The sequence below is a fragment of the Gillisia mitskevichiae genome (assembly GCF_003634585.1).
Classification (GTDB): Bacteria; Bacteroidota; Bacteroidia; order Flavobacteriales; family Flavobacteriaceae; genus Gillisia; species Gillisia mitskevichiae.
This window is the reverse complement of record NZ_RBLG01000002.1, coordinates 718,573-736,879: the sequence shown is the minus strand read 5'-3', so window position 1 is coordinate 736,879 and position 18,307 is coordinate 718,573. Positions and strand designations below refer to the sequence as shown.

Annotated in this window: 18 protein-coding genes; 10 read left to right on the top strand and 8 right to left on the bottom strand. The window is 34.3% G+C overall.

Annotated features, from left to right (window positions below):
• Positions 1–19: 19 nt before the first annotated feature.
• Genes BC962_RS09135 through BC962_RS09120 form a run of 4 tightly spaced genes read right to left on the bottom strand, consistent with a single transcriptional unit; the run spans position 20 to position 3,970 of the window.
• Entirely contained in the window at positions 20–541 is a 522-nt protein-coding gene (locus BC962_RS09135) for a DUF7935 family protein (RefSeq protein WP_121345683.1), read from the bottom strand.
• 2 nt (positions 542–543) lie between these two features.
• Positions 544–2,166, bottom strand: coding sequence for an FMN-binding glutamate synthase family protein (locus BC962_RS09130; protein WP_121345682.1), 1,623 nt, complete (start codon positions 2,164–2,166; stop codon positions 544–546).
• 1 nt (position 2,167) lies between these two features.
• Entirely contained in the window at positions 2,168–3,445 is a 1,278-nt protein-coding gene (locus BC962_RS09125; protein ID WP_121345681.1) for an amidohydrolase, read from the bottom strand.
• 15 nt (positions 3,446–3,460) lie between these two features.
• Positions 3,461–3,970, bottom strand: a complete 510-nt coding sequence (locus tag BC962_RS09120; protein ID WP_183075479.1) for a DsrE family protein — start codon at positions 3,968–3,970, stop codon at positions 3,461–3,463.
• 198 nt (positions 3,971–4,168) lie between these two features.
• Between BC962_RS09120 and BC962_RS09115 the strand changes: the two genes are divergently transcribed.
• The 4 genes from BC962_RS09115 (at position 4,169) to BC962_RS09100 (ending at position 8,458) form a co-directional block, all read left to right on the top strand.
• The gene (locus BC962_RS09115) at positions 4,169–6,490 is read left to right on the top strand and encodes an ATP-dependent helicase (RefSeq protein WP_121345679.1); all 2,322 of its coding nucleotides are present in this window, start codon (positions 4,169–4,171) and stop codon (positions 6,488–6,490) included.
• A gap of 46 nt (positions 6,491–6,536) precedes the next feature.
• Complete coding sequence (locus BC962_RS09110) at positions 6,537–6,749, top strand: hypervirulence associated TUDOR domain-containing protein (RefSeq protein ID WP_121345678.1); 213 nt, start codon at positions 6,537–6,539, stop codon at positions 6,747–6,749.
• Between the two features lie 152 nt (positions 6,750–6,901).
• Entirely contained in the window at positions 6,902–7,522 is a 621-nt protein-coding gene (locus tag BC962_RS09105; RefSeq protein WP_121345677.1) for an L-threonylcarbamoyladenylate synthase, read from the top strand.
• Between the two features lie 105 nt (positions 7,523–7,627).
• A complete protein-coding gene (locus tag BC962_RS09100; protein ID WP_121345676.1) occupies positions 7,628–8,458 on the top strand; it encodes an alpha/beta fold hydrolase in 831 nt (276 codons plus the stop codon).
• Between the two features lie 68 nt (positions 8,459–8,526).
• Here BC962_RS09100 and BC962_RS09095 read toward each other — a convergent pair whose 3' ends face one another.
• The 4 genes from BC962_RS09095 to BC962_RS09080 all read right to left on the bottom strand — a co-directional run bounded on the left by BC962_RS09095 (position 8,527) and on the right by BC962_RS09080 (position 12,305).
• Positions 8,527–9,648: a hypothetical protein gene (locus BC962_RS09095; RefSeq protein WP_121345675.1), complete on the bottom strand. Its 1,122-nt coding sequence runs from the start codon at positions 9,646–9,648 to the stop codon at positions 8,527–8,529.
• Between the two features lie 227 nt (positions 9,649–9,875).
• Positions 9,876–10,709 (bottom strand): OmpA/MotB family protein, encoded by an 834-nt coding sequence (locus BC962_RS09090; protein WP_121345674.1) that lies wholly within the window; start codon positions 10,707–10,709, stop codon positions 9,876–9,878.
• A gap of 81 nt (positions 10,710–10,790) precedes the next feature.
• A complete protein-coding gene (locus BC962_RS09085) occupies positions 10,791–11,789 on the bottom strand; it encodes a glycosyltransferase family 2 protein (protein WP_121345673.1) in 999 nt (332 codons plus the stop codon).
• 69 nt (positions 11,790–11,858) lie between these two features.
• Positions 11,859–12,305 carry a type I restriction enzyme HsdR N-terminal domain-containing protein gene (locus BC962_RS09080; protein WP_121345672.1) on the bottom strand — a complete coding sequence of 149 codons (447 nt, stop codon included), beginning with the start codon at positions 12,303–12,305 and terminating at the stop codon, positions 11,859–11,861.
• A 145-nt stretch (positions 12,306–12,450) separates the two neighbouring features.
• Between BC962_RS09080 and holA the strand changes: the two genes are divergently transcribed.
• The 6 genes from holA (at position 12,451) to BC962_RS09050 (ending at position 18,285) form a co-directional block, all read left to right on the top strand.
• The gene (gene holA, locus BC962_RS09075; RefSeq protein WP_121345671.1) at positions 12,451–13,455 is read left to right on the top strand and encodes a DNA polymerase III subunit delta; all 1,005 of its coding nucleotides are present in this window, start codon (positions 12,451–12,453) and stop codon (positions 13,453–13,455) included.
• A complete protein-coding gene (menA, locus tag BC962_RS09070) occupies positions 13,456–14,358 on the top strand; it encodes a 1,4-dihydroxy-2-naphthoate octaprenyltransferase (protein ID WP_121345670.1) in 903 nt (300 codons plus the stop codon).
• An 80-nt stretch (positions 14,359–14,438) separates the two neighbouring features.
• Positions 14,439–15,119, top strand: a complete 681-nt coding sequence (locus tag BC962_RS09065) for a metal-dependent hydrolase (RefSeq protein ID WP_121345669.1) — start codon at positions 14,439–14,441, stop codon at positions 15,117–15,119.
• Positions 15,120–15,139: 20 nt separating this feature from the next.
• Positions 15,140–16,174 (top strand): o-succinylbenzoate synthase, encoded by a 1,035-nt coding sequence (locus BC962_RS09060; RefSeq protein WP_121345668.1) that lies wholly within the window; start codon positions 15,140–15,142, stop codon positions 16,172–16,174.
• Between the two features lie 7 nt (positions 16,175–16,181).
• Positions 16,182–17,132: a CPBP family intramembrane glutamic endopeptidase gene (locus tag BC962_RS09055; RefSeq protein ID WP_121345667.1), complete on the top strand. Its 951-nt coding sequence runs from the start codon at positions 16,182–16,184 to the stop codon at positions 17,130–17,132.
• 55 nt (positions 17,133–17,187) lie between these two features.
• Entirely contained in the window at positions 17,188–18,285 is a 1,098-nt protein-coding gene (locus BC962_RS09050; RefSeq protein ID WP_121345666.1) for an AMP-binding protein, read from the top strand.
• The last annotated feature ends 22 nt before the right edge of the window (positions 18,286–18,307 follow it).

Genomic DNA, 18,307 nt, shown 5'->3' with positions numbered 1-18,307 from the left:
TTGTATTCTCTTCAAAAGATTAAATGGTGTTGCGTACTTCTTTTTTAATGTAATCTAAAGCTGCTTCGGTTGGTGGAGTTTGATCCATCAATGCGCTTAAAATATCTTGTCTTAATTCATCTGCATTAGATATCCCCTCTTTTTTGGCGGTTTTTCTAATAATACCAATTGTTGCATTTTTAGATGTTTTAATAACGTTCCAACACTCTGAAGTAAGATATATCTGCTGCGATAAGTTATGATCGAATTCTTGATCTATAGTTTGAACCAGCATATCTTCATACGCCTGTAAGTCATTAGATTTTGGTTTAATACGTAGCAGTAATTTTCCAATAGAAATTCTTTCCAAGAATAAAGCCATACGTTCAAAAGCCTGTAATTTAATAGGCAACGCAACTTTTTGATTTTCTAATCTTAGTAGATATAATCTTCTTTTTTCTTCATTTGAAATATGCATTTTGAAAAAATAAAAGGAGATCACACCAACAATTACAGCTGGTAATAGATAGAATAAAATTTGAATAAGGTTGTTATCGGTCATAGTTAATTGGTATCGTATACAGATGTTTCTTCGGTATCTGCTTCTTTAGTTTTTACTTCTTTTCCTTTAGAAAATGTTCCGCCCAAATGTGGACAATCCATATGTTCTTGAACCGAGCTAAATGGTACTGGAGTTTTATGATATGCAAACGTAGAAGCCAGTGTTTTTGTTATATTCTTATCACTTAAATTAATATCGACATCATCCATGGTAAATTGAGATGGATGTTCATACCCACAGGCGTGAGTGATCTCGAGCAGTTCTTTTTTGAATTTAGCGAAATAAAAATTCACTCTTTCAGCTTTATCTTTCACATTAATACCTGCCTGTAGCCATTTATTATGAGTGGTTATTCCAGTTGGGCAGGTGTTATTATGGCAAGATTGCGCTTGAATACAGCCAATGCTCATCATCGCCTCTCGAGCAACATTTATAGAGTCAGCTCCCATTGCGAAAGCCATAGCTGCTTTTGCTGGAAAACCAAGTTTTCCACTTGCTATAAATACAATTCTCTCTGTAATTCCTTCTTTCTGAAAAACGTTGTACAAATCTGTAAAGGCATTAATAAAGGGTAAGGAAACATGATCTGCAAAACTTGGAGGTGCAGCACCGGTACCACCTTCTCCGCCATCTACAGTGATAAAGTCTGGACCGCGATTTGTTTCCTTCATTATGCTGGCTAATTCCTCCCATTGTTTTAATTGACCAATAGCCGATTTAATTCCCACAGGCAAGCCAGTTGCCTCTGCAATTTTTTCAACAAAATCTACCATTTCTGGCACATTACTAAATGCTGAATGAGTTGGAGGTGATAAAACGTCTTTACCCAAAGGCACATGTCTTATTTCTGCAATTTCTTTAGTGATTTTGGAAGCTGGTAAAACTCCACCTTTTCCTGGCTTGGCACCCTGAGACAATTTTACTTCAATAGCTCTTATCTGTGGGTTATCCTGAACTAATTTCACCATTTTTTCCATAGAGAAATTCCCGTCATCTCCACGAACTCCAAAATATCCGGTTCCAAAATGAAAAACAACATCTGCTCCCATTTTATGATATGGGGAAAGTCCTCCCTCTCCCGTATTGTGATACGAATTAGCTATTAGACATCCTTTATTTAAAGACTCTACGGCCTTGGCAGAAAGAGAACCAAAACTCATAGCCGACACATTAATTATAGAAGCTGGTCTATATGGTCTTCTTCGTTTATTAAAGGATCCCATCACTTTTGCACAGGCAATAAAATATGGGTGTTCTGCATTTGGATGATTCCTTTCCAGCTTATAGGCAAGCATAGAATTATTTATAAAAATGTAATTAGTTCTATAAATATCCTCATCTGTACCAAAACCTTCATAATTATTCTCATTCTTAGCTGAAGCATAGATCCAGCCTCGTTCGTTTCTATTAAACGGAAGTTCTTCCCTGTCACTGGCAACAATATACTGCCTTAATTCTGGGCCTATGCTCTCTAGAAAGTATCGCAGATGGCCAACTATTGGGAAGTTGTGTTTTATAATATGTTCTTTGCTAAAGAAGATATCTTTAATTGCGACAATTACTAAGAAAATTATAATCCATCCCCACCAAGGAATACTTCCTATGAAATTTAATACATCGTTCATGCTAATTGTTTAAATAGTCTAAAGCTAATTGAGACATCACTTTTACACCTAGTAACATTCCGCTTTCATCAATAAAAAAGTCTGGAGTATGATGTGGAGCAGATAATGTCTCGCCAGGTGTTTGTCCTCCTAAAAAGAAATAAAATCCAGGTATTACCTCTTGAAAGAAAGAGAAATCTTCTCCTCCGGTTGTAGCTTTTACTAATTCTACCTTATCTTTTCCTGCAATATTTTGTAATGTTGGTAACATCTTATTTGTAAGATCCGGATCGTTGTAGGTTATTGCGGTATTATTCTGAAATTCTATAGTAGCATCCCCGCCGTAAGCCTTTGCAATTGCAGGTACCATTTCACTCATTCTTTTAAGGATCACGGCTTTCATATCGGCATCCAAGGTTCTAATGGTCCCTATTAACTCCGCAGATTCCGGAATAATATTAAAACGTACACCACTGGTTATTTTTCCAACGGAAATTACTGCAGCTCCATCTACCAGTTTGGAGTCACGGCTTATAATAGTTTGTAATCCATCAATGATCTTTGCTGAAATTAAAATAGGATCTGTACCGCTCCAAGGGGCAGAACCATGAGTTTGCTTTCCTTTTACATTGATTACAAATCGCTCTACTGCAGCCATTGTTCCTTCTGGTTTATAGCGAATTGTTCCCACTGGTGTTCCAGAATTTATATGCAACCCAAAAATAGCATCCACATCTGGGTTTTTAAGAACTCCTTCTGTGATCATTACCGAAGCTCCTCCTTTTTCTCCTGGGGGCGGACCTTCTTCTGCGGGTTGAAAAATGAATTTTACAGTGCCGTTTATTTTATCTTTATTCTTAGAAAGAATTTCTGCAACTCCCATAAGAATAGCCGTATGAGTATCATGACCACAAGCATGCATTACTCCTGTAGTTTTCCCTAAAAACTCTGTAGTAACCTTAGATTTAAATGGCAGTTCATTTCTTTCGGTTACTGGTAATGCATCTATATCTGCCCTTAAAGCAACTACTTTTCCTGGATTGTCTCCTTTTAAAATTCCAACAACACCTGTCTTAGCAACTCCTGTTTGCACTTCTAAACCTAAACTTTTAAGATGTTTTGCAATTTTTTCAGCAGTCTTGAATTCACGATTAGAAAGTTCAGGATGTTCATGAAAATCTCTACGCCATTCTATCACTTGAGATTCTATATCGTTGATCTGAGATTCTAGATCGGGTTGCATTTGAGCTTGAATTCCTAGTGTAAATAGTAAAGACAGGCATAAAAAGCTATATTTCATAATGTGTGTTTTAACTTAGAAACTTATAAGTTGGTATCCCTCATTTTGTAGTTGAACCAAGGCCGTCATTGCAGACAATGCTACTTTAATCTCGGGAAGTGCTTCAGCTTTGGTGATCTTTCTATGAGCTGCTGTCTGACCACAAAGTATTACCTGTACTCCATGATCTGATAATTGAGATATTAATTCGGCATTTGGATTTATATTTATTTCGGGAAATTTCTCCTGATAAAATTCATTTTTTAAAATATCACTAAAAGCGGATCCATGAATTACCAAGGCAACTTTTATTTTTTCTGAAGGAACTCTTGCTTCGCGGTGCATGTTAATATACCTGGCGACAGTTTCAATAAGGGCATTTGGCTTAGCCGGATCATCAAAATTTCTTGCTACATCAAATACTGCTTTGAATTGAGCAGTGGTATCCGTTTTAAAATCGGGATTGTTTACAGAATAGATTTTCCCATAATCTGGTATTACATCTCCTTTATGAGCTTCTTGAGCATAATTACTGAAGGTGATCATGAGGGCAATTAAACAAAAGTACTTTTTAAACATCTAAGCTTGGTTATTCTTATTATCGCGAATTTTTTCCAAAGTTAAATATATTTAAAATATAAGGTATGTCATAATTTGCAGACTCTTTGTTTAAAAGTAAGACCAAAAGGAGTTTTAAAGTACGGCTTAATTGGTTAAATTCACGGCTTAAAATAAAGGATAAATTTGGAATCTTATTTAGCAGAATTAAACGATGCCCAACGGGCCCCCGTTCTTCAAAAAGATGGGGCAATGATAGTGATAGCAGGAGCAGGGTCTGGAAAAACAAGGGTTCTTACCTACAGAATTGCTTATTTAATGAGTAAAGGGGTAGACCCTTTTAATATTCTTTCGCTAACTTTTACTAACAAGGCAGCGAGGGAAATGAAGAAAAGGATCTCCCAGATCGTTGGAAGTAGTGAAGCGAAGAATTTGTGGATGGGTACTTTTCACTCCATATTCGCTAAAATGTTGCGGGTGGAGGCAGATAAACTTGGATATCCCTCTAATTTTACGATTTACGATACTCAAGATTCGCAACGGCTTATTTCTGCGATCATTAAAGAAATGGGATTAGATAAAGACATCTATAAATATAAGCAGGTCTATTCTAGAATCTCCTCCTATAAAAATAGCTTGATCACTGTTAAGGCTTATTTTCAAAACCCTGAATTGAGGGAAGCCGATGCAATGGCTAAAAAGCCAAGGTTAGGAGATATCTACAAAAATTATGTAGAACGCTGTTTCAAAGCAGGGGCTATGGACTTTGATGATTTATTGCTGAAAACTAATGAGCTTTTAAACAGGTTTCCAGAAGTGCTTCAGAAATATCAGAATCGTTTTAGATATATTTTAGTAGATGAGTATCAAGATACAAATCACTCACAATATTTGATTGTAAAAGCACTTTCAGATAAATTTCAGAATATATGTGTAGTAGGGGATGATGCGCAGAGTATTTATGCTTTCCGTGGAGCGAATATCAACAATATTTTAAATTTTCAGAAAGATTACGATAATGTGCAGATGTATCGTTTGGAACAAAATTATCGTTCTACTAAAAATATTGTAAATGCGGCAAACTCTATTATAGAAAAGAATAAAACCAAACTAGATAAAGTAGTTTGGACTGCAAACGACGACGGACCAAAAATCGTTGTTAATAGATTGCTTACAGATGGAGATGAAGGAAGATATGTAGCCAGTTCTATTTTTGAGAATAAGATGCAAAAGCAAATGAACAATGGCGATTTTGCGATCTTGTATAGAACCAACGCCCAGAGTAGGGCAATGGAGGATGCCCTTAGAAAAAGAGAAATTCCTTATAGAATATATGGAGGTCTTTCCTTTTATCAGCGTAAGGAGATCAAGGATGTTTTGTCCTATTTAAGATTGCTGGTAAATCCTAATGACGAAGAAGCTTTAAAGAGAATCATTAATTTCCCGGCGAGAGGAATAGGATCTACTACTATAGATAAGTTAACCATTGCTGCAAATCTATACAGTAAATCAGTTTTCGAGATCATTGAAAATCTAGATCATTTAGATCTTAAAATAAATTCTGGAACCAGAAATAAGTTGACAAATTTTGTTAACATGATCAAGAGCTTCAAAATTCTTACTGAAAACGCTGATGCTTTTGTGGTGGCAGATACGGTTGCTAAGAAGACTGGACTCGTTCAAGAACTTAAAAAAGATGGCACTCCTGAAGGAATAGCGAAAATTGAAAATATTGAAGAGTTATTAAACGGGATTAAAGATTTTGTTGAAGGTCAGGAAGAATTGGCTGATGCATCGGGATCTTTAGCTGAATTTTTAGAAGATGTTGCTTTGGCAACAGATATGGACAAAGAGACAAATGAAGATCACGTTGCACTTATGACCATACATTTAGCAAAAGGTCTGGAATTTCCATATGTTTATATAGTTGGAATGGAGGAAGATCTTTTTCCATCTGGAATGAGTATGAGTACTCGCTCTGAACTAGAGGAAGAGCGAAGATTGTTTTATGTAGCACTTACTAGAGCAGAGAAACAAGCCTATTTAACTTACACGCAATCTCGTTATAGATGGGGAAAATTAGTAGATGCCGAACCTAGCAGGTTTATTGAGGAAATAGATGAAGTTTATATGAATTATATGATTCCTCAGGAGGATTATAAATATAAACCACTTATGGATCTCGATATATTTGGAGATGTAGATAAGAGTAAGTTCAGGCAATCCAAACCAAAATCTGGCACGCCTCCACCAGCACATAAACCTAATGAAGAACAACTAAGAAAGCTAAGAAAACTTAGGCCAACTACTACAGATTATCCAACAGCATCTATTAAGGATACTGTAAAACTGGAAGCAGGAAATGAGGTTGAACACATTCGGTTTGGAAAAGGTAAAGTATTGAATATAGATGGTGTTGGCCAAGATAAAAAAGCTGAAATAAATTTTGAAAATGGTGGGGTAAAAAAGCTATTATTAAGATTTGCAAAGTTGAAGTTGCTTTCTTGATTTTGAACTTTTAAATTACCATTATATTTTAATAATTTTATAAGAGATGATTCGAAAAGGAAGCAACGTAAAATGGAAATGGGGATCTGGTGAAGCTAAAGGGAAGGTAATTGAAACATTTTCAGAAAAGGTTACTCGAACTATCAAAGGAAGTGAAATAACCAGAAATGGGGAAGAAGGAGATAAGGCATTGTTGATAGAACAGGAAGATGGTGACGAGGTTTTAAAACTTGAAAGTGAAGTGACACATTTAGAATAGATTTTAAATATGGTATTTCAACTTAATTATAAAGGATTTACAATCATAAAATGTGATGGAGCTACAATTTATTGTAGCCATTTGATGTTTGTCTGAAACATCCGGTATCCTTTTAGTAATTTGTTATTTTTCAACTTAGAAAGAATAGAAGTATGGCTAGTTTAATTAGAATTTACGAGGAAAACCCGAATCCAAAAGATATCAAGAAAGTTGTTGATGTATTAAGAAAAGGAGGTTTGATTATTTATCCTACAGATACTGTATATGGTCTTGGTTGCGATATTACAAATACAAGTGCTTTAGAGCGAATAGCACAAATAAAACAAGTGAAGCTAGATAAAGCTAATTTCTCTTTTATTTGTGAAGACCTGAGTAATCTATCAGATTATGTAAAACAAATAAGTTCTCCGACTTTTAAACTCCTAAAAAGGAATTTGCCTGGTCCATTTACTTTTATCCTTCCAGGGAATAATAACCTTCCAAATGTATTTAAGAAAAAGAAAACTGTCGGGATTAGAGTGCCAGATAATAATATTTGTCGCGCTATAGTGAGAGAGTTGGGAAATCCTATAGTGTCTACATCCATTAAAGATGAAGATGAGGTAATTGAATACACCACAGATCCAGAGTTGATCCTAGAAAAATGGGATAAGCTTGTAGATCTTGTAATAGATGGGGGTTACGGAGACAATATAGCTTCCACTGTAGTAGATTTAACTGGTGATGAGCCAGAAATAATAAGAGAAGGAAAAGGAAGTATAGAGCTTATGTAAATATTTGGATAAATAGTTAATTGCTTATTAAACCTGTTCGATTATTTTTAAGATACCTTTTGAAAAATTAACTTTAGCTGTAAAGTTTAATAAATACAGAAAGGGATGAGTTATTTTAAGTCTAAAACAGCTACTGAAGAAGTAAATATATTTTATGAAGACTTTGGTACAGGACAGCCAGTAATCTTGATACACGGTTGGCCATTAAGTCATAGAATGTGGGAATACCAAATAGAAGAAATTGTAAATGCGGGGTTTAGGTGCATTACTTATGACAGAAGAGGTTTTGGAGAAAGTGATAAGCCTTGGGGTAATTATGATTATGAAACCTTAGCTTTGGATCTCAAAAATTTAATTGATCATTTAAGTCTTTCCGATTCAATTATAGTTGGATTTTCTATGGGTGGAGGAGAAGTAGCTAGATACATAGGAAACTACGGAACCAGCGAGATTGCAAAAGCTGCACTTATTTCGGCAGTTCCTCCATTTATGCTTAAAACAAGTGATAATCCAGAAGGATTAGACAAAGAGGTTTTTGAAGGATTCCAAAAAAATATTAGAGAAGATAGAGCGGGATTTTTAGTAGGTTTTGGAGACAAGTTTGTTAGTTATTCAGATAATAAAGAAAAAATAAGTAAAGAGCAGGTTCATTTAAATTGGAGTATTGCATGTAATGCTTCTCCAAAAGCTACTATAGATTGTGTAGATTCCTTTGGTCTTACAGATTTCAGAAAAGATTTAAAGAAATTTGATGTACCCACTCTTGTGGTTCATGGAGATGCAGATGAGATCGTTCCTATAGAAGTGTCTGCTAAGAAAAGTAAAGATTTAATTTCCAATGCAAAATATGAGGAAATTAAAGGTGCACCTCATGGTTTGATATTTACTCATAAAAAACAATTCAATAAGATTCTAATTAACTTTTTAAAGAGTTAATATTTAGCGATCAAGCATAAAAAAAAGCCTCGCAATTGCGAGGCTTTTTTAATTATAAAGTTTCAATATTATAAGATTGATGCAATGTTCGCTACAAAATATTCATGTGCTTCTTGTTGCGTTAAAATATGTCCTTGTTTTTGAGCTTGACTTGCAAGATTGAATCCTAAGTTTGCTGCAGCCATTCTTTGCAATGGAGTTCCATGGTGACCAGCGCTAGTAAATCCACAATCTCCAATTTGGAAGAAAAGGTTGAAAAACTCTTCAACACGTTTTTGATTGTAAGTAGCTCCTCGTTTGTGAGTCATGTAATATGCTGCCATAAAATCTGCTTCCAATTCGGTATATCTAGTAGCGGTAGCAGCATCTGGATCTGCACCTGCTGGATACCAGATAGGTCTTTTAATGAACTGAATTTGATGAGCCCATTCATGAGCCAAAATTCCAGACCATACAATCCCTTCGTCAATTCCAGCTTCAGCTAGCCACCTCACTAAACCATCACCAATTACAACTGTTCTGTTAGAAGAAGCAAATCCATCTGTTGCGAAATAAGGATTTTCAGGTAAATTTGTTGAAAGTTCATTTAAGCTCAAGTAATAATCAGCGATTTCCTTAGCTTCTTCAGCAGTTATATATACAAAAGATCCATCTTCTTGGGTGTAACCAAAAAACGTGGTTAAAGTTTCTTCCCAAACATCACTATCGTTAAGATTTGCTGTATGTTGTCCATTCACTTTAATTTCAACCGGCATATCCCAGAAAGATTTTAGCTCTCTTTGACGTTTTACCATTAAAGAAGTGTATTTACCATCCTCTCCAAAATATTGTGGAACATCATTTAAAAACCAAGAATAATACCTGTTTATTAAACTATAGAAACCGTCTTGTGCTTCAAACAAAGCAATTGGATCTGCAATAATTTGATTAATGTAAATTCTTTGTACTGCAGAAAACTGAGTTGGACCACATTCGCTAGGTGTAACCGCATTTCTCATGGGGTCTCCTATATTTTCACTTGTTTCAAGTGCACTACTTTTATTTGTATTGGGATTTAAAACTAATTCAGAAGCAAATTTAGCAGAGCTCGCATTTGCATCAGTAGATGGTTGATCTAAGTTTTCTTTTTCACAGGAAGTGATAGCAGCCCCAAGCGCTAAAAACATCAAAAGGTTTTTAATTTTTTTCATTTAATTTTATAATAAGTTAACAATGAGTTAATTTATTATAAATATATGAAGTTAAGGCTAATACAATTGTTAAATAATTATACAGCTTAAGATAATTACTATTTGGGTTAATTGATTTTTAGTAATAAGATTCATACGGATTGTCTACTCTTCTTAATCACGTAAATTCTTTAAATGAAAAAAGCCTCGCAATTGCGAGGCTTTTTTTTATTTAAAAATGAGTCAGCTTATTTAGCTTCTTTCATTCCTTGCTCAATAAGATTGTAAAATTGATCTAATTTAGGTAAGATTACAATTCTTGTACGTCTGTTTTTAGAACGTCCTTCAGCTGAAGCGTTAGATGCTACAGGAATGTAGTAACTTCTACCTGCTGCAGTCATTCTTTCTGGAGGAACACCAAATTCATTTTGAAGAATTCTTACAACAGAAGTAGCGCGCTTAACACTTAAATCCCAGTTGTCTTCAATTACTCCACCTTTCATTGCTTGATCATCTGTGTGACCTTCAACCATAAATTCAATTTCTGGTTTGTTTTTCACTACAGTTGCAACTTTTCCTAATACTTCTTTAGCACGAGAAGTTACATTGTATTTACCGCTTTCAAATAATAATTTATCTGAAATAGATACGTAAACAACACCTTTTTCAACATTAATACTAATGTCTTCATCATTCATATTTCCAAGAACTCCTTTAAGACTAGTAACTAAAGCTAAAGTCACAGAATCTTTCTTAGTAATAGCATCTTGCATACGTTGGATCTTCATGTCTTTTTCCTTGATGCTCTCTAAAGATTTTTCAAGGTTAGATGCTTCTTTCGTAGAAAGAGTTGCCAAGTTTCCAACATTGTTTAATAATGCAGAATTCTGATTATTAAGGGTTTTAATTTGTTCTCCTAGTCTATCTTTTTCATCTAAACAAGAATTCAGTTTTACGGTCGCAGTGTTTAACTGATCACTTGTTTCTTTTTGTAGGGTTTCTAGTTCAGCGTATTTCTTCTGTGACACACAAGAAGAAAGTAATAAAGCGGCTGTAGCCGTAAGTAACATGATTTTCTTCATAATTTGTTGTAAAATTTAATTGTTAGATTTGTTCAAAGCTATCAAAATTAGTGCCCATATACTAGTTTTTGCCTTGAAACATTAAAAATCGGAATATTTTTTTTGTCCCAATCCATAATTTCGGCAAACAACGGAAATTTTTGAATAATAATTATCTTTCTTGGGAAGTTTTTTTCGCTTTTTTATGAATTTATTTGATTGCTTATAAAAACTCATATGTGCTTGAAAAACAGCAGTGAAGTGGTTGAATTTTAATTCGAATAAAAATTTTATTGCTGCTATTCCATCTAAAATCATTCGTATAAGAAGTACCAATATTATTTTATTGGAAGGCACGTTTTTTATTAGATTAAATAAGCTATTTCTAAAATTATAATATGTCTTCTTTGGGTTCATACTGTCTAAAGTTGCTCCTCCAACATGGTACACCACAGATTTTGGTGTGTAAAACACCTTATATCCGTAATTATGTAGCCTCCAGCAAATGTCAATTTCCTCTTGATGCGAGAAATAATCCTCGTCCAATTTGCCAACCTCATTATATTGTTCTCGCTTTATAGCTAAGCATGCACCACTTGCCCAGAAGATCTCTATTTCGTCATTATATTGCCCATTGTCTTCTTCCAGATTATCGAAAATTCTTCCCCTACAAAAGGGATAACCAAATTTATCTATAAAGCCACCAGCGGCTCCTGCATATTCAAAATGAGTTGGTTTTTTATAGTCTAAGATCTTTGGTTGTACCGCAGCAACTTGTTTATTATTTTCAAAAATATTCTTAATAGGAAGGAGCCAATTGGGAGTTACCTTTACATCGCTATTTAATAAAATAAAAATATCTTCAGATAATCCAGCTAAAGCATCATTATAACCTTTTGCATAGCCACCATTTATTTTATTCTGAATGATTTTTACCTCTGGAAAATTAGCTTCAATAAAAGAAACGGATGTATCTGTAGAAGCATTATCTGCAACATAAACCGTGGCTTCTTTGGAATATTTAACAACTTCTGGAAGAAACTCTTTTAAAAGGTTCAGCCCATTCCAATTTAATATTACTACTGCAACCGACTGCTTCATTCTAAATCCTGATTTTTATTATCTGGCTTCAAAAGTAAACAGAATAATATTCAGGTTAAAGCCCGGGCGCTATAATTGATATTCAGGAAGGCTTTGTAGAAAATGATATTTCTCCAAATCATAATCTAATTGGCAAAAATGATGATCTATACCATTTGTAACCATTAGAAAAGAGGCGTCTAAACTCATGTTGTATCTCGCAATTTGATCAAAAGTATCTTGGGTGATCTTAATGGAAGGAGCTTTGCATTCTACAATTATATGAATGCCTCCTTCAGAATTATAAACCACCACATCGTATCTTTTTATTCGCTTTCCTATTTTTAGTTGTTTTTCAACATTAATAAGGCTTTTTGGATATTTTTTTTCTGAAATAAGATATTGTACGGTATGTAATCTCACCCATTCTTCTGGTGTAAGGATTACAAACTTTTTCCTGATCTCATCGAAAGCAGCTATTTTATTTTCGCTATTTTTGAAGCGAAATGTATATTGCGGAAAATTCAATTTTTGCATCAGTTCAAATAAACAAAATTATAAAGTTATAGCTCAGCAATTTTTAGATTTAATCCTGAGGTATATTAAGAGAAACCTTTTAGTATTATTTCCTTTTGAGGCGAAAAAGCTTCAAATTAAGTTCGCCTAACTGCCTTACACCCTTATGGAAGACGCAATTCAAATAGTTACTTCAATTAAAAACGGACAGGTAAAACCTATTTATTTTTTAATGGGAGAAGAGCCTTACTATATAGATAAGATTGCAAATTATATAGAAGATCAACTTTTGCCCGAGGAAGAAAAGGGCTTCAATCAAATGGTGATGTATGGTAGGGATACTTCTGTAGATGAAATAATAAGTAATTCCAAGCGCTATCCTATGATGGCCGAGAGGCAATTGATCATTGTAAAGGAAGCTCAAGATCTTTCAAGAACTATTGAAAAGTTAGAAGCATATTCAGACAACCCTCAGCCCACCACTACTTTAGTAGTTTGCTACAAGTATAAAAAAATTGATAAACGTAAAAAGCTATATAAATCTGTTGCAAAAACTGGGGTGATCTTCGAAAGTAAACGACTTTATGAAAATCAGGTGGCAGATTGGATCCAAAAAACTCTAAAATCTAGTGGATATGCTATTTCTCCAAAAGCATCGCAAATGCTAGTGGAATTTTTAGGGACAGATCTTAGTAAGATCGATAATGAATTACAGAAACTCCAATTAATAGCTCCTAAAGGAACTAATATATCTCCAGAATTAATTGAAGAGAATATAGGGATAAGTAAAGATTTTAACAACTTTGAACTTAGAAAAGCTATTGGAATGCGCGATACGGTTAAAGCGCATAGAATTATTAATTACTTTGCACAAAACACCAAAGACAACCCTATGGTCGTAACAGTTTCTTTATTATTTGGTTATTTCTCTCAAATTTTACAATATCATGGGATAGCAGATAAATCTAAAGCTAACGTTGCTAAGGTTTTAAAAGTGAATCCTTATTTTGTGGGAGATTATGTTTTGGCTGCTAAAAATTATCCAATGAAAAAGGTAAGCCAAATAATCACTTATTTGAGAGAAACAGATGTGAAAAGTAAAGGGGTGGGGGCTACAAATATCCCAGCTGGCGATTTGCTGAAAGAATTAGTTGTAAAAATAATGAATTAAATGAATGGATTAAAAACATGGGTTCATGCTGCCAGGCTAAGAACCTTACCCTTATCTATTAGTGGGATTATTGTGGGAACTACGATCGCAGTTCACGAAGGATATTTTAGTGTCGTAATTTTTAGCCTTGCTTTAGGAACTACATTAGGATTGCAGATATTGTCCAATTTTGCAAATGATTATGGAGATGGTATTAAAGGAACCGATAATGAAGATAGAGTTGGGCCGCCCAGAGCATTGCAAAGCGGAATGATCTCAGAAAAAGAAATGAAACAAGGTATTGTGCTAACGGCAATTTTAACCTTGCTTATGGCATCACTTTTAATTTATTCAGCTTTTGGACAGGAAGATTTTTGGTATGCAATCATCTTTTTTCTCTTAGGGGTAAGTGCAGTAGTAGCAGCAATAAAATATACAATAGGCACCAATGCCTATGGCTATAGAGGTTTGGGAGATGTGTTTGTATTTATCTTTTTTGGACTAGTAGCTGTATTAGGAACCTATTTTCTTTATGCCAGAGAAATGTATTGGATAGCGCTTCTTCCGGCGGCAGCTATAGGAATGTTAAGCGCAGGAGTATTAAATCTTAATAATATGAGAGATCGGATCTCTGATGAGAAATCTGGTAAAATTACACTGGTAGTTAAGATGGGGGAGAAAAGAGCTAAAAATTATCATTATAGCTTAATTCTAGGTGCTATTTTATTTCTAATCATTTTCAGTATACTTATGTCTAGTGAGCTAAATAATTTTATTTATGTACTAGCTTTTATCCCTTTATTGCTACATTTAAAGAGAGTGGTACTAAATAAGGATCCTCGAAAATTAGATCCAGAACTTAAAATTTTGGCTTTATCTACCTTTGCAATAGCAACTTTATTTGGAATAGGTTTAATTATTTAAACCAGAACTAAATTTTAACATTGGCTTGATGTTTAATCTTGTTTCAATGTCTATTTTTATTAAAATTCAATGCGTTTCCCATGATTATAACTTTTTACGGACAAAATTCCTTCGGAATAGAAATTGGTGACCTAAGCGTTTTAGTAGATCCATTTATTACCGGTAATAAACTCTCTAAAGACATAATAAATATTCTTGATTTAAAAGCAGATTATATCTTGCTTACTCATGCACATCAGGATCATATTTTAGATGCGGAAGCTATTGCAAAGAATACAGGAGCTATAATTGTTAGCAACTTTGAAATTGCAACTCATTATGAAAATAAGGGATTTGAAGTGCATCCAATGAACCATGGCGGTTCTTGGGATTTTGAGTTTGGGAGGTTGAAATATGTAAATGCAATTCATTCTAGTTCTTTTCCAGACGGTTCTTATGGTGGCCAACCCGGCGGATTTGTGATAGAAGGAGAGCATAAAAATATTTATATAGCTGGAGATACCGCCTTAACCATGGATATGAAGCTTATCCCTCTAAGTACTAAGCTAGATCTGGCAATTTTGCCTATTGGTGATAATTTTACAATGGGGGTAGAAGATGCTATAATAGCCAGTGATTTTGTAGAATGTGATAAAATAATTGGATGCCATTACGATACTTTTGGATATATAGAAATAGACCATGAGGAGGCAAAACGTAAATTTTACGAAAAAGGGAAAGATCTTATGCTATTAGAAATAGGGCAAAGTATCGAATTATAATTTTATTTTATTAGTTCCCAATGCAGGCAACTTACCGCAGACATCTATTAGAATTTAAACGCCCTAGCGGAACTTCGCGTGGAGTACTTACTACTAAAGAAACTTGGTTCATTATAATAACTGCTAATGGAAAAGCTGGCATAGGAGAATGTGGACTGTTGCGATCTCTAAGCGTAGACGATAGACCAGATTACGAAGAGAAACTTGCTTGGGTTTGCGATAACATCTCTCTAGGTGTGGATGTTCTTTGGGAGCAATTAATGGATTTTCCTTCGCTACAATTTGGTGTAGAAATGGCCTTTAGATCGTTAGAAGCTTCAACTCCTTTTGTGTTACACCCTTCTAAATTTACTAGTGGAAATGCTTCTATCCCTATAAATGGTTTAGTATGGATGGGAGAAAAAGCCTTTATGAAGGAGCAGATCCTAGAAAAGATCAAAAATGGTTTCGGATGTATAAAGTTGAAAATTGGTGCGATAGATTTTAATGCTGAATTAGATCTTCTGAAGTTTATAAGATCAGAGTTTTCTTCTGAAGAAATAGAATTAAGAGTAGATGCAAATGGAGCATTTTCTCCATCTGAAGCTTTGGAAAAGTTGAAACAACTTAGTCAATTCAAAATTCATAGCATAGAGCAGCCCATTAAACAAAGACAGTTTAGTGATATGGCGAAACTATGCGAGACCACACCTATTCCTATTGCATTAGATGAAGAGCTAATAGGAGTTACGGGTGTAACAAACAAGAAGAATTTACTACAAACAATCAAGCCTCAATATATTATTTTTAAGCCAAGTTTAATTGGCGGGTATAGAGGTACAGAGGAATGGCTACAATTGGCTGAAGAAATGAAAATTGGTTGGTGGGTAACTAGTGCTTTAGAAAGCAATGTGGGTTTAAATGCTATAAGCCAATGGACTTATACAAAAAAATCTCTATTGCCTCAAGGTCTTGGAACCGGTGGCCTTTATACAAATAATTTTGAGTCTCCGTTAAAAGTAAAAAACGGAACTATTATGTACGATCCTGAAATGTCTTGGGATTTTAATCTATAATTTATACATGTTCATTAAACAAGCATTTAATTACCAACATAGTTTCTGGAGATACTTACTTGGTGTTTCTATAATAATTTTCGCAGTAATACTTGGACAGATTCCCTTAGCTATAGCTATGTTTATGGAAGGCGGTATGGATATAGTGGGAATGGAAGAGACGGAAATGTTAAAGGTTCTTGACTCTAATTTAAATCTTTTTTTATTGCTTTTAACCTTTGCTGTGGGGCTTTTCGCTCTATTTTTTGTGGTTAAATACATCCATTATCAACCTATTAGAACAGTAACTACTTCTCGCAAAAAAATAGATTGGGGTAGATTTTTCTTTGGCTTTGGCTTGGTGGCAATTTTTTCCATCTCAGTTACAGCATTCGATTATTTTTCCAACCCACAGGATTACTTAGTTAACTTTCAGCCAGAGCCCTTCTTTATTATGCTAGTTATAGCTGTAATAATGATTCCATTACAAACCAGTTTTGAAGAATATCTCTTTCGTGGTTATTTAATGCAAGGAATAGGGGTTTTGGTTAAGAATAAATGGTTCCCTTTAATATTAACATCTGTTGTATTTGGAGGCTTGCATTTCTTTAATCCCGAAGTCACTAAAATGGGAAATATCATAATGATCTATTATATAGGAACAGGTTTTCTATTAGGTATCATGACGCTTATGGATGAAGGATTGGAATTAGCTTTAGGTTTTCATGCCGGTAATAATTTACTCACCGCTGTGCTAGTTACTGCAGATTGGACCGCTTTCCAAACAAACTCATTATTGATAGATATCTCAGACCCAACGGCAGGAGTAGATATATTGATCCCGATTTTTGTGGTTTACCCATTGTTTTTATTCATAATGGCTAAGAAATATGGATGGAAGGATTGGAAAGAAAAACTAACAGGGAAGGTGGAAGATCCCATTGTTGATAATTATATTCAGAATACAGATAATTCATAAATATTTTTGTTAATTTTAAAGAGAAATATCAACTATTTTGTTAAAAACTAAATTGATGATCGATAAATTTTGTATTCCGGATACTCACATTGGTTTCAAAATCAATAAGTTACATTTCTCAAATGAAGATTTAGCAAAAGTTGCTTACAACTTAATAAAAGAAGGGGAACCTCACGAAGGAGAGGTTGGTGATTTTCTATTAGACTGGCTTAGACCTTCAGAATTTATCGAAGTGAATACCTCTGGCTCTACTGGGAAATCAAAGAAAATTAAGGTTAGAAAAGAACATATGATCAATTCTGCCTTAGCTACCGGCAAATTTTTTGATCTTCCAGCAGGTTGTACAGCATTAATGTGTTTACCGGCAAAATATATCGCAGGTAAAATGATGTTAGTTCGAGCAATGGTTTTAGGATGGGAACTAGATCTGGTACCGCCTTCTTCAAATCCGCTGGATAATTTGTATAAAACATACGATTTTTGTGCAATGACACCTTTTCAATTAGATAATTCTATTAGCAGATTACATCTAATAAAGAAATTAATTGTTGGGGGCGGGGCGGTTTCTCCTAATTTACAAGCATTAGTTCAGGGTTTAAACACTAAAGTTTATGAAACCTTTGGGATGACAGAGACTGTTTCTCACATTGCTGCTAAAAAGCTAAACACCAAAAAGAATAAGAAAAAGCCAGCTCCATTTAAGTTAATGCCTAATGTGCATATTTCTAAAGATAACAGGGACTGCCTAGTTATAAATGCACCTAGCATTTCCGACGATATATTAGTGACTAATGATGTAGTAGAAATTCTTACCTATAAAAAATTTCTTTGGAAAGGTAGATATGATAATGTGGTAAACTCTGGAGGTATAAAATTGTATCCAGAAGATATTGAAAGAAAGTTGAGTGATGTTATTGATGGTCGTTTTTTCCTTATTGGAATGCCAGATGATGCATTAGGAGAAAAATTGGTCTTGTTTATTGAGGCAGATTTTTCTGAGGAATTATTGGCGGAACTACAATTAAAAGTAAGATCAGTAAAGAAGCTGCATAAGTATGAGATTCCGAAGAAAATCTATTTAATTCAGAAATTTGAGGAAACTCCTAATGGGAAGATCCATAGAATAAATACCCTTAGAAGCAAAATTAAGTAACACCTCTTATTAATCTGCAACA

What these genes read in the sequence shown, in the direction of transcription:
- BC962_RS09135 (WP_121345683.1), bottom strand. Translation starts at nt 541, where the DNA reads ATGACCGATAACAACCTTATTCAAATTTTATTCTATCTATTACCAGCT.
- BC962_RS09130 (WP_121345682.1), bottom strand. Translation starts at nt 2,166, where the DNA reads ATGAACGATGTATTAAATTTCATAGGAAGTATTCCTTGGTGGGGATGG.
- BC962_RS09125 (WP_121345681.1), bottom strand. Translation starts at nt 3,445, where the DNA reads ATGAAATATAGCTTTTTATGCCTGTCTTTACTATTTACACTAGGAATT.
- BC962_RS09120 (WP_183075479.1), bottom strand. Translation starts at nt 3,970, where the DNA reads ATGATCACCTTCAGTAATTATGCTCAAGAAGCTCATAAAGGAGATGTA.
- BC962_RS09110 (WP_121345678.1), top strand. Translation starts at nt 6,537, where the DNA reads ATGATTCGAAAAGGAAGCAACGTAAAATGGAAATGGGGATCTGGTGAA.
- BC962_RS09105 (WP_121345677.1), top strand. Translation starts at nt 6,902, where the DNA reads ATGGCTAGTTTAATTAGAATTTACGAGGAAAACCCGAATCCAAAAGAT.
- BC962_RS09100 (WP_121345676.1), top strand. Translation starts at nt 7,628, where the DNA reads ATGAGTTATTTTAAGTCTAAAACAGCTACTGAAGAAGTAAATATATTT.
- BC962_RS09095 (WP_121345675.1), bottom strand. Translation starts at nt 9,648, where the DNA reads ATGAAAAAAATTAAAAACCTTTTGATGTTTTTAGCGCTTGGGGCTGCT.
- BC962_RS09090 (WP_121345674.1), bottom strand. Translation starts at nt 10,709, where the DNA reads ATGAAGAAAATCATGTTACTTACGGCTACAGCCGCTTTATTACTTTCT.
- BC962_RS09085 (WP_121345673.1), bottom strand. Translation starts at nt 11,789, where the DNA reads ATGAAGCAGTCGGTTGCAGTAGTAATATTAAATTGGAATGGGCTGAAC.
- BC962_RS09080 (WP_121345672.1), bottom strand. Translation starts at nt 12,305, where the DNA reads ATGCAAAAATTGAATTTTCCGCAATATACATTTCGCTTCAAAAATAGC.
- holA (WP_121345671.1), top strand. Translation starts at nt 12,451, where the DNA reads ATGGAAGACGCAATTCAAATAGTTACTTCAATTAAAAACGGACAGGTA.
- menA (WP_121345670.1), top strand. Translation starts at nt 13,456, where the DNA reads ATGAATGGATTAAAAACATGGGTTCATGCTGCCAGGCTAAGAACCTTA.
- BC962_RS09065 (WP_121345669.1), top strand. Translation starts at nt 14,439, where the DNA reads ATGATTATAACTTTTTACGGACAAAATTCCTTCGGAATAGAAATTGGT.
- BC962_RS09060 (WP_121345668.1), top strand. Translation starts at nt 15,140, where the DNA reads ATGCAGGCAACTTACCGCAGACATCTATTAGAATTTAAACGCCCTAGC.
- BC962_RS09055 (WP_121345667.1), top strand. Translation starts at nt 16,182, where the DNA reads ATGTTCATTAAACAAGCATTTAATTACCAACATAGTTTCTGGAGATAC.
- BC962_RS09050 (WP_121345666.1), top strand. Translation starts at nt 17,188, where the DNA reads ATGATCGATAAATTTTGTATTCCGGATACTCACATTGGTTTCAAAATC.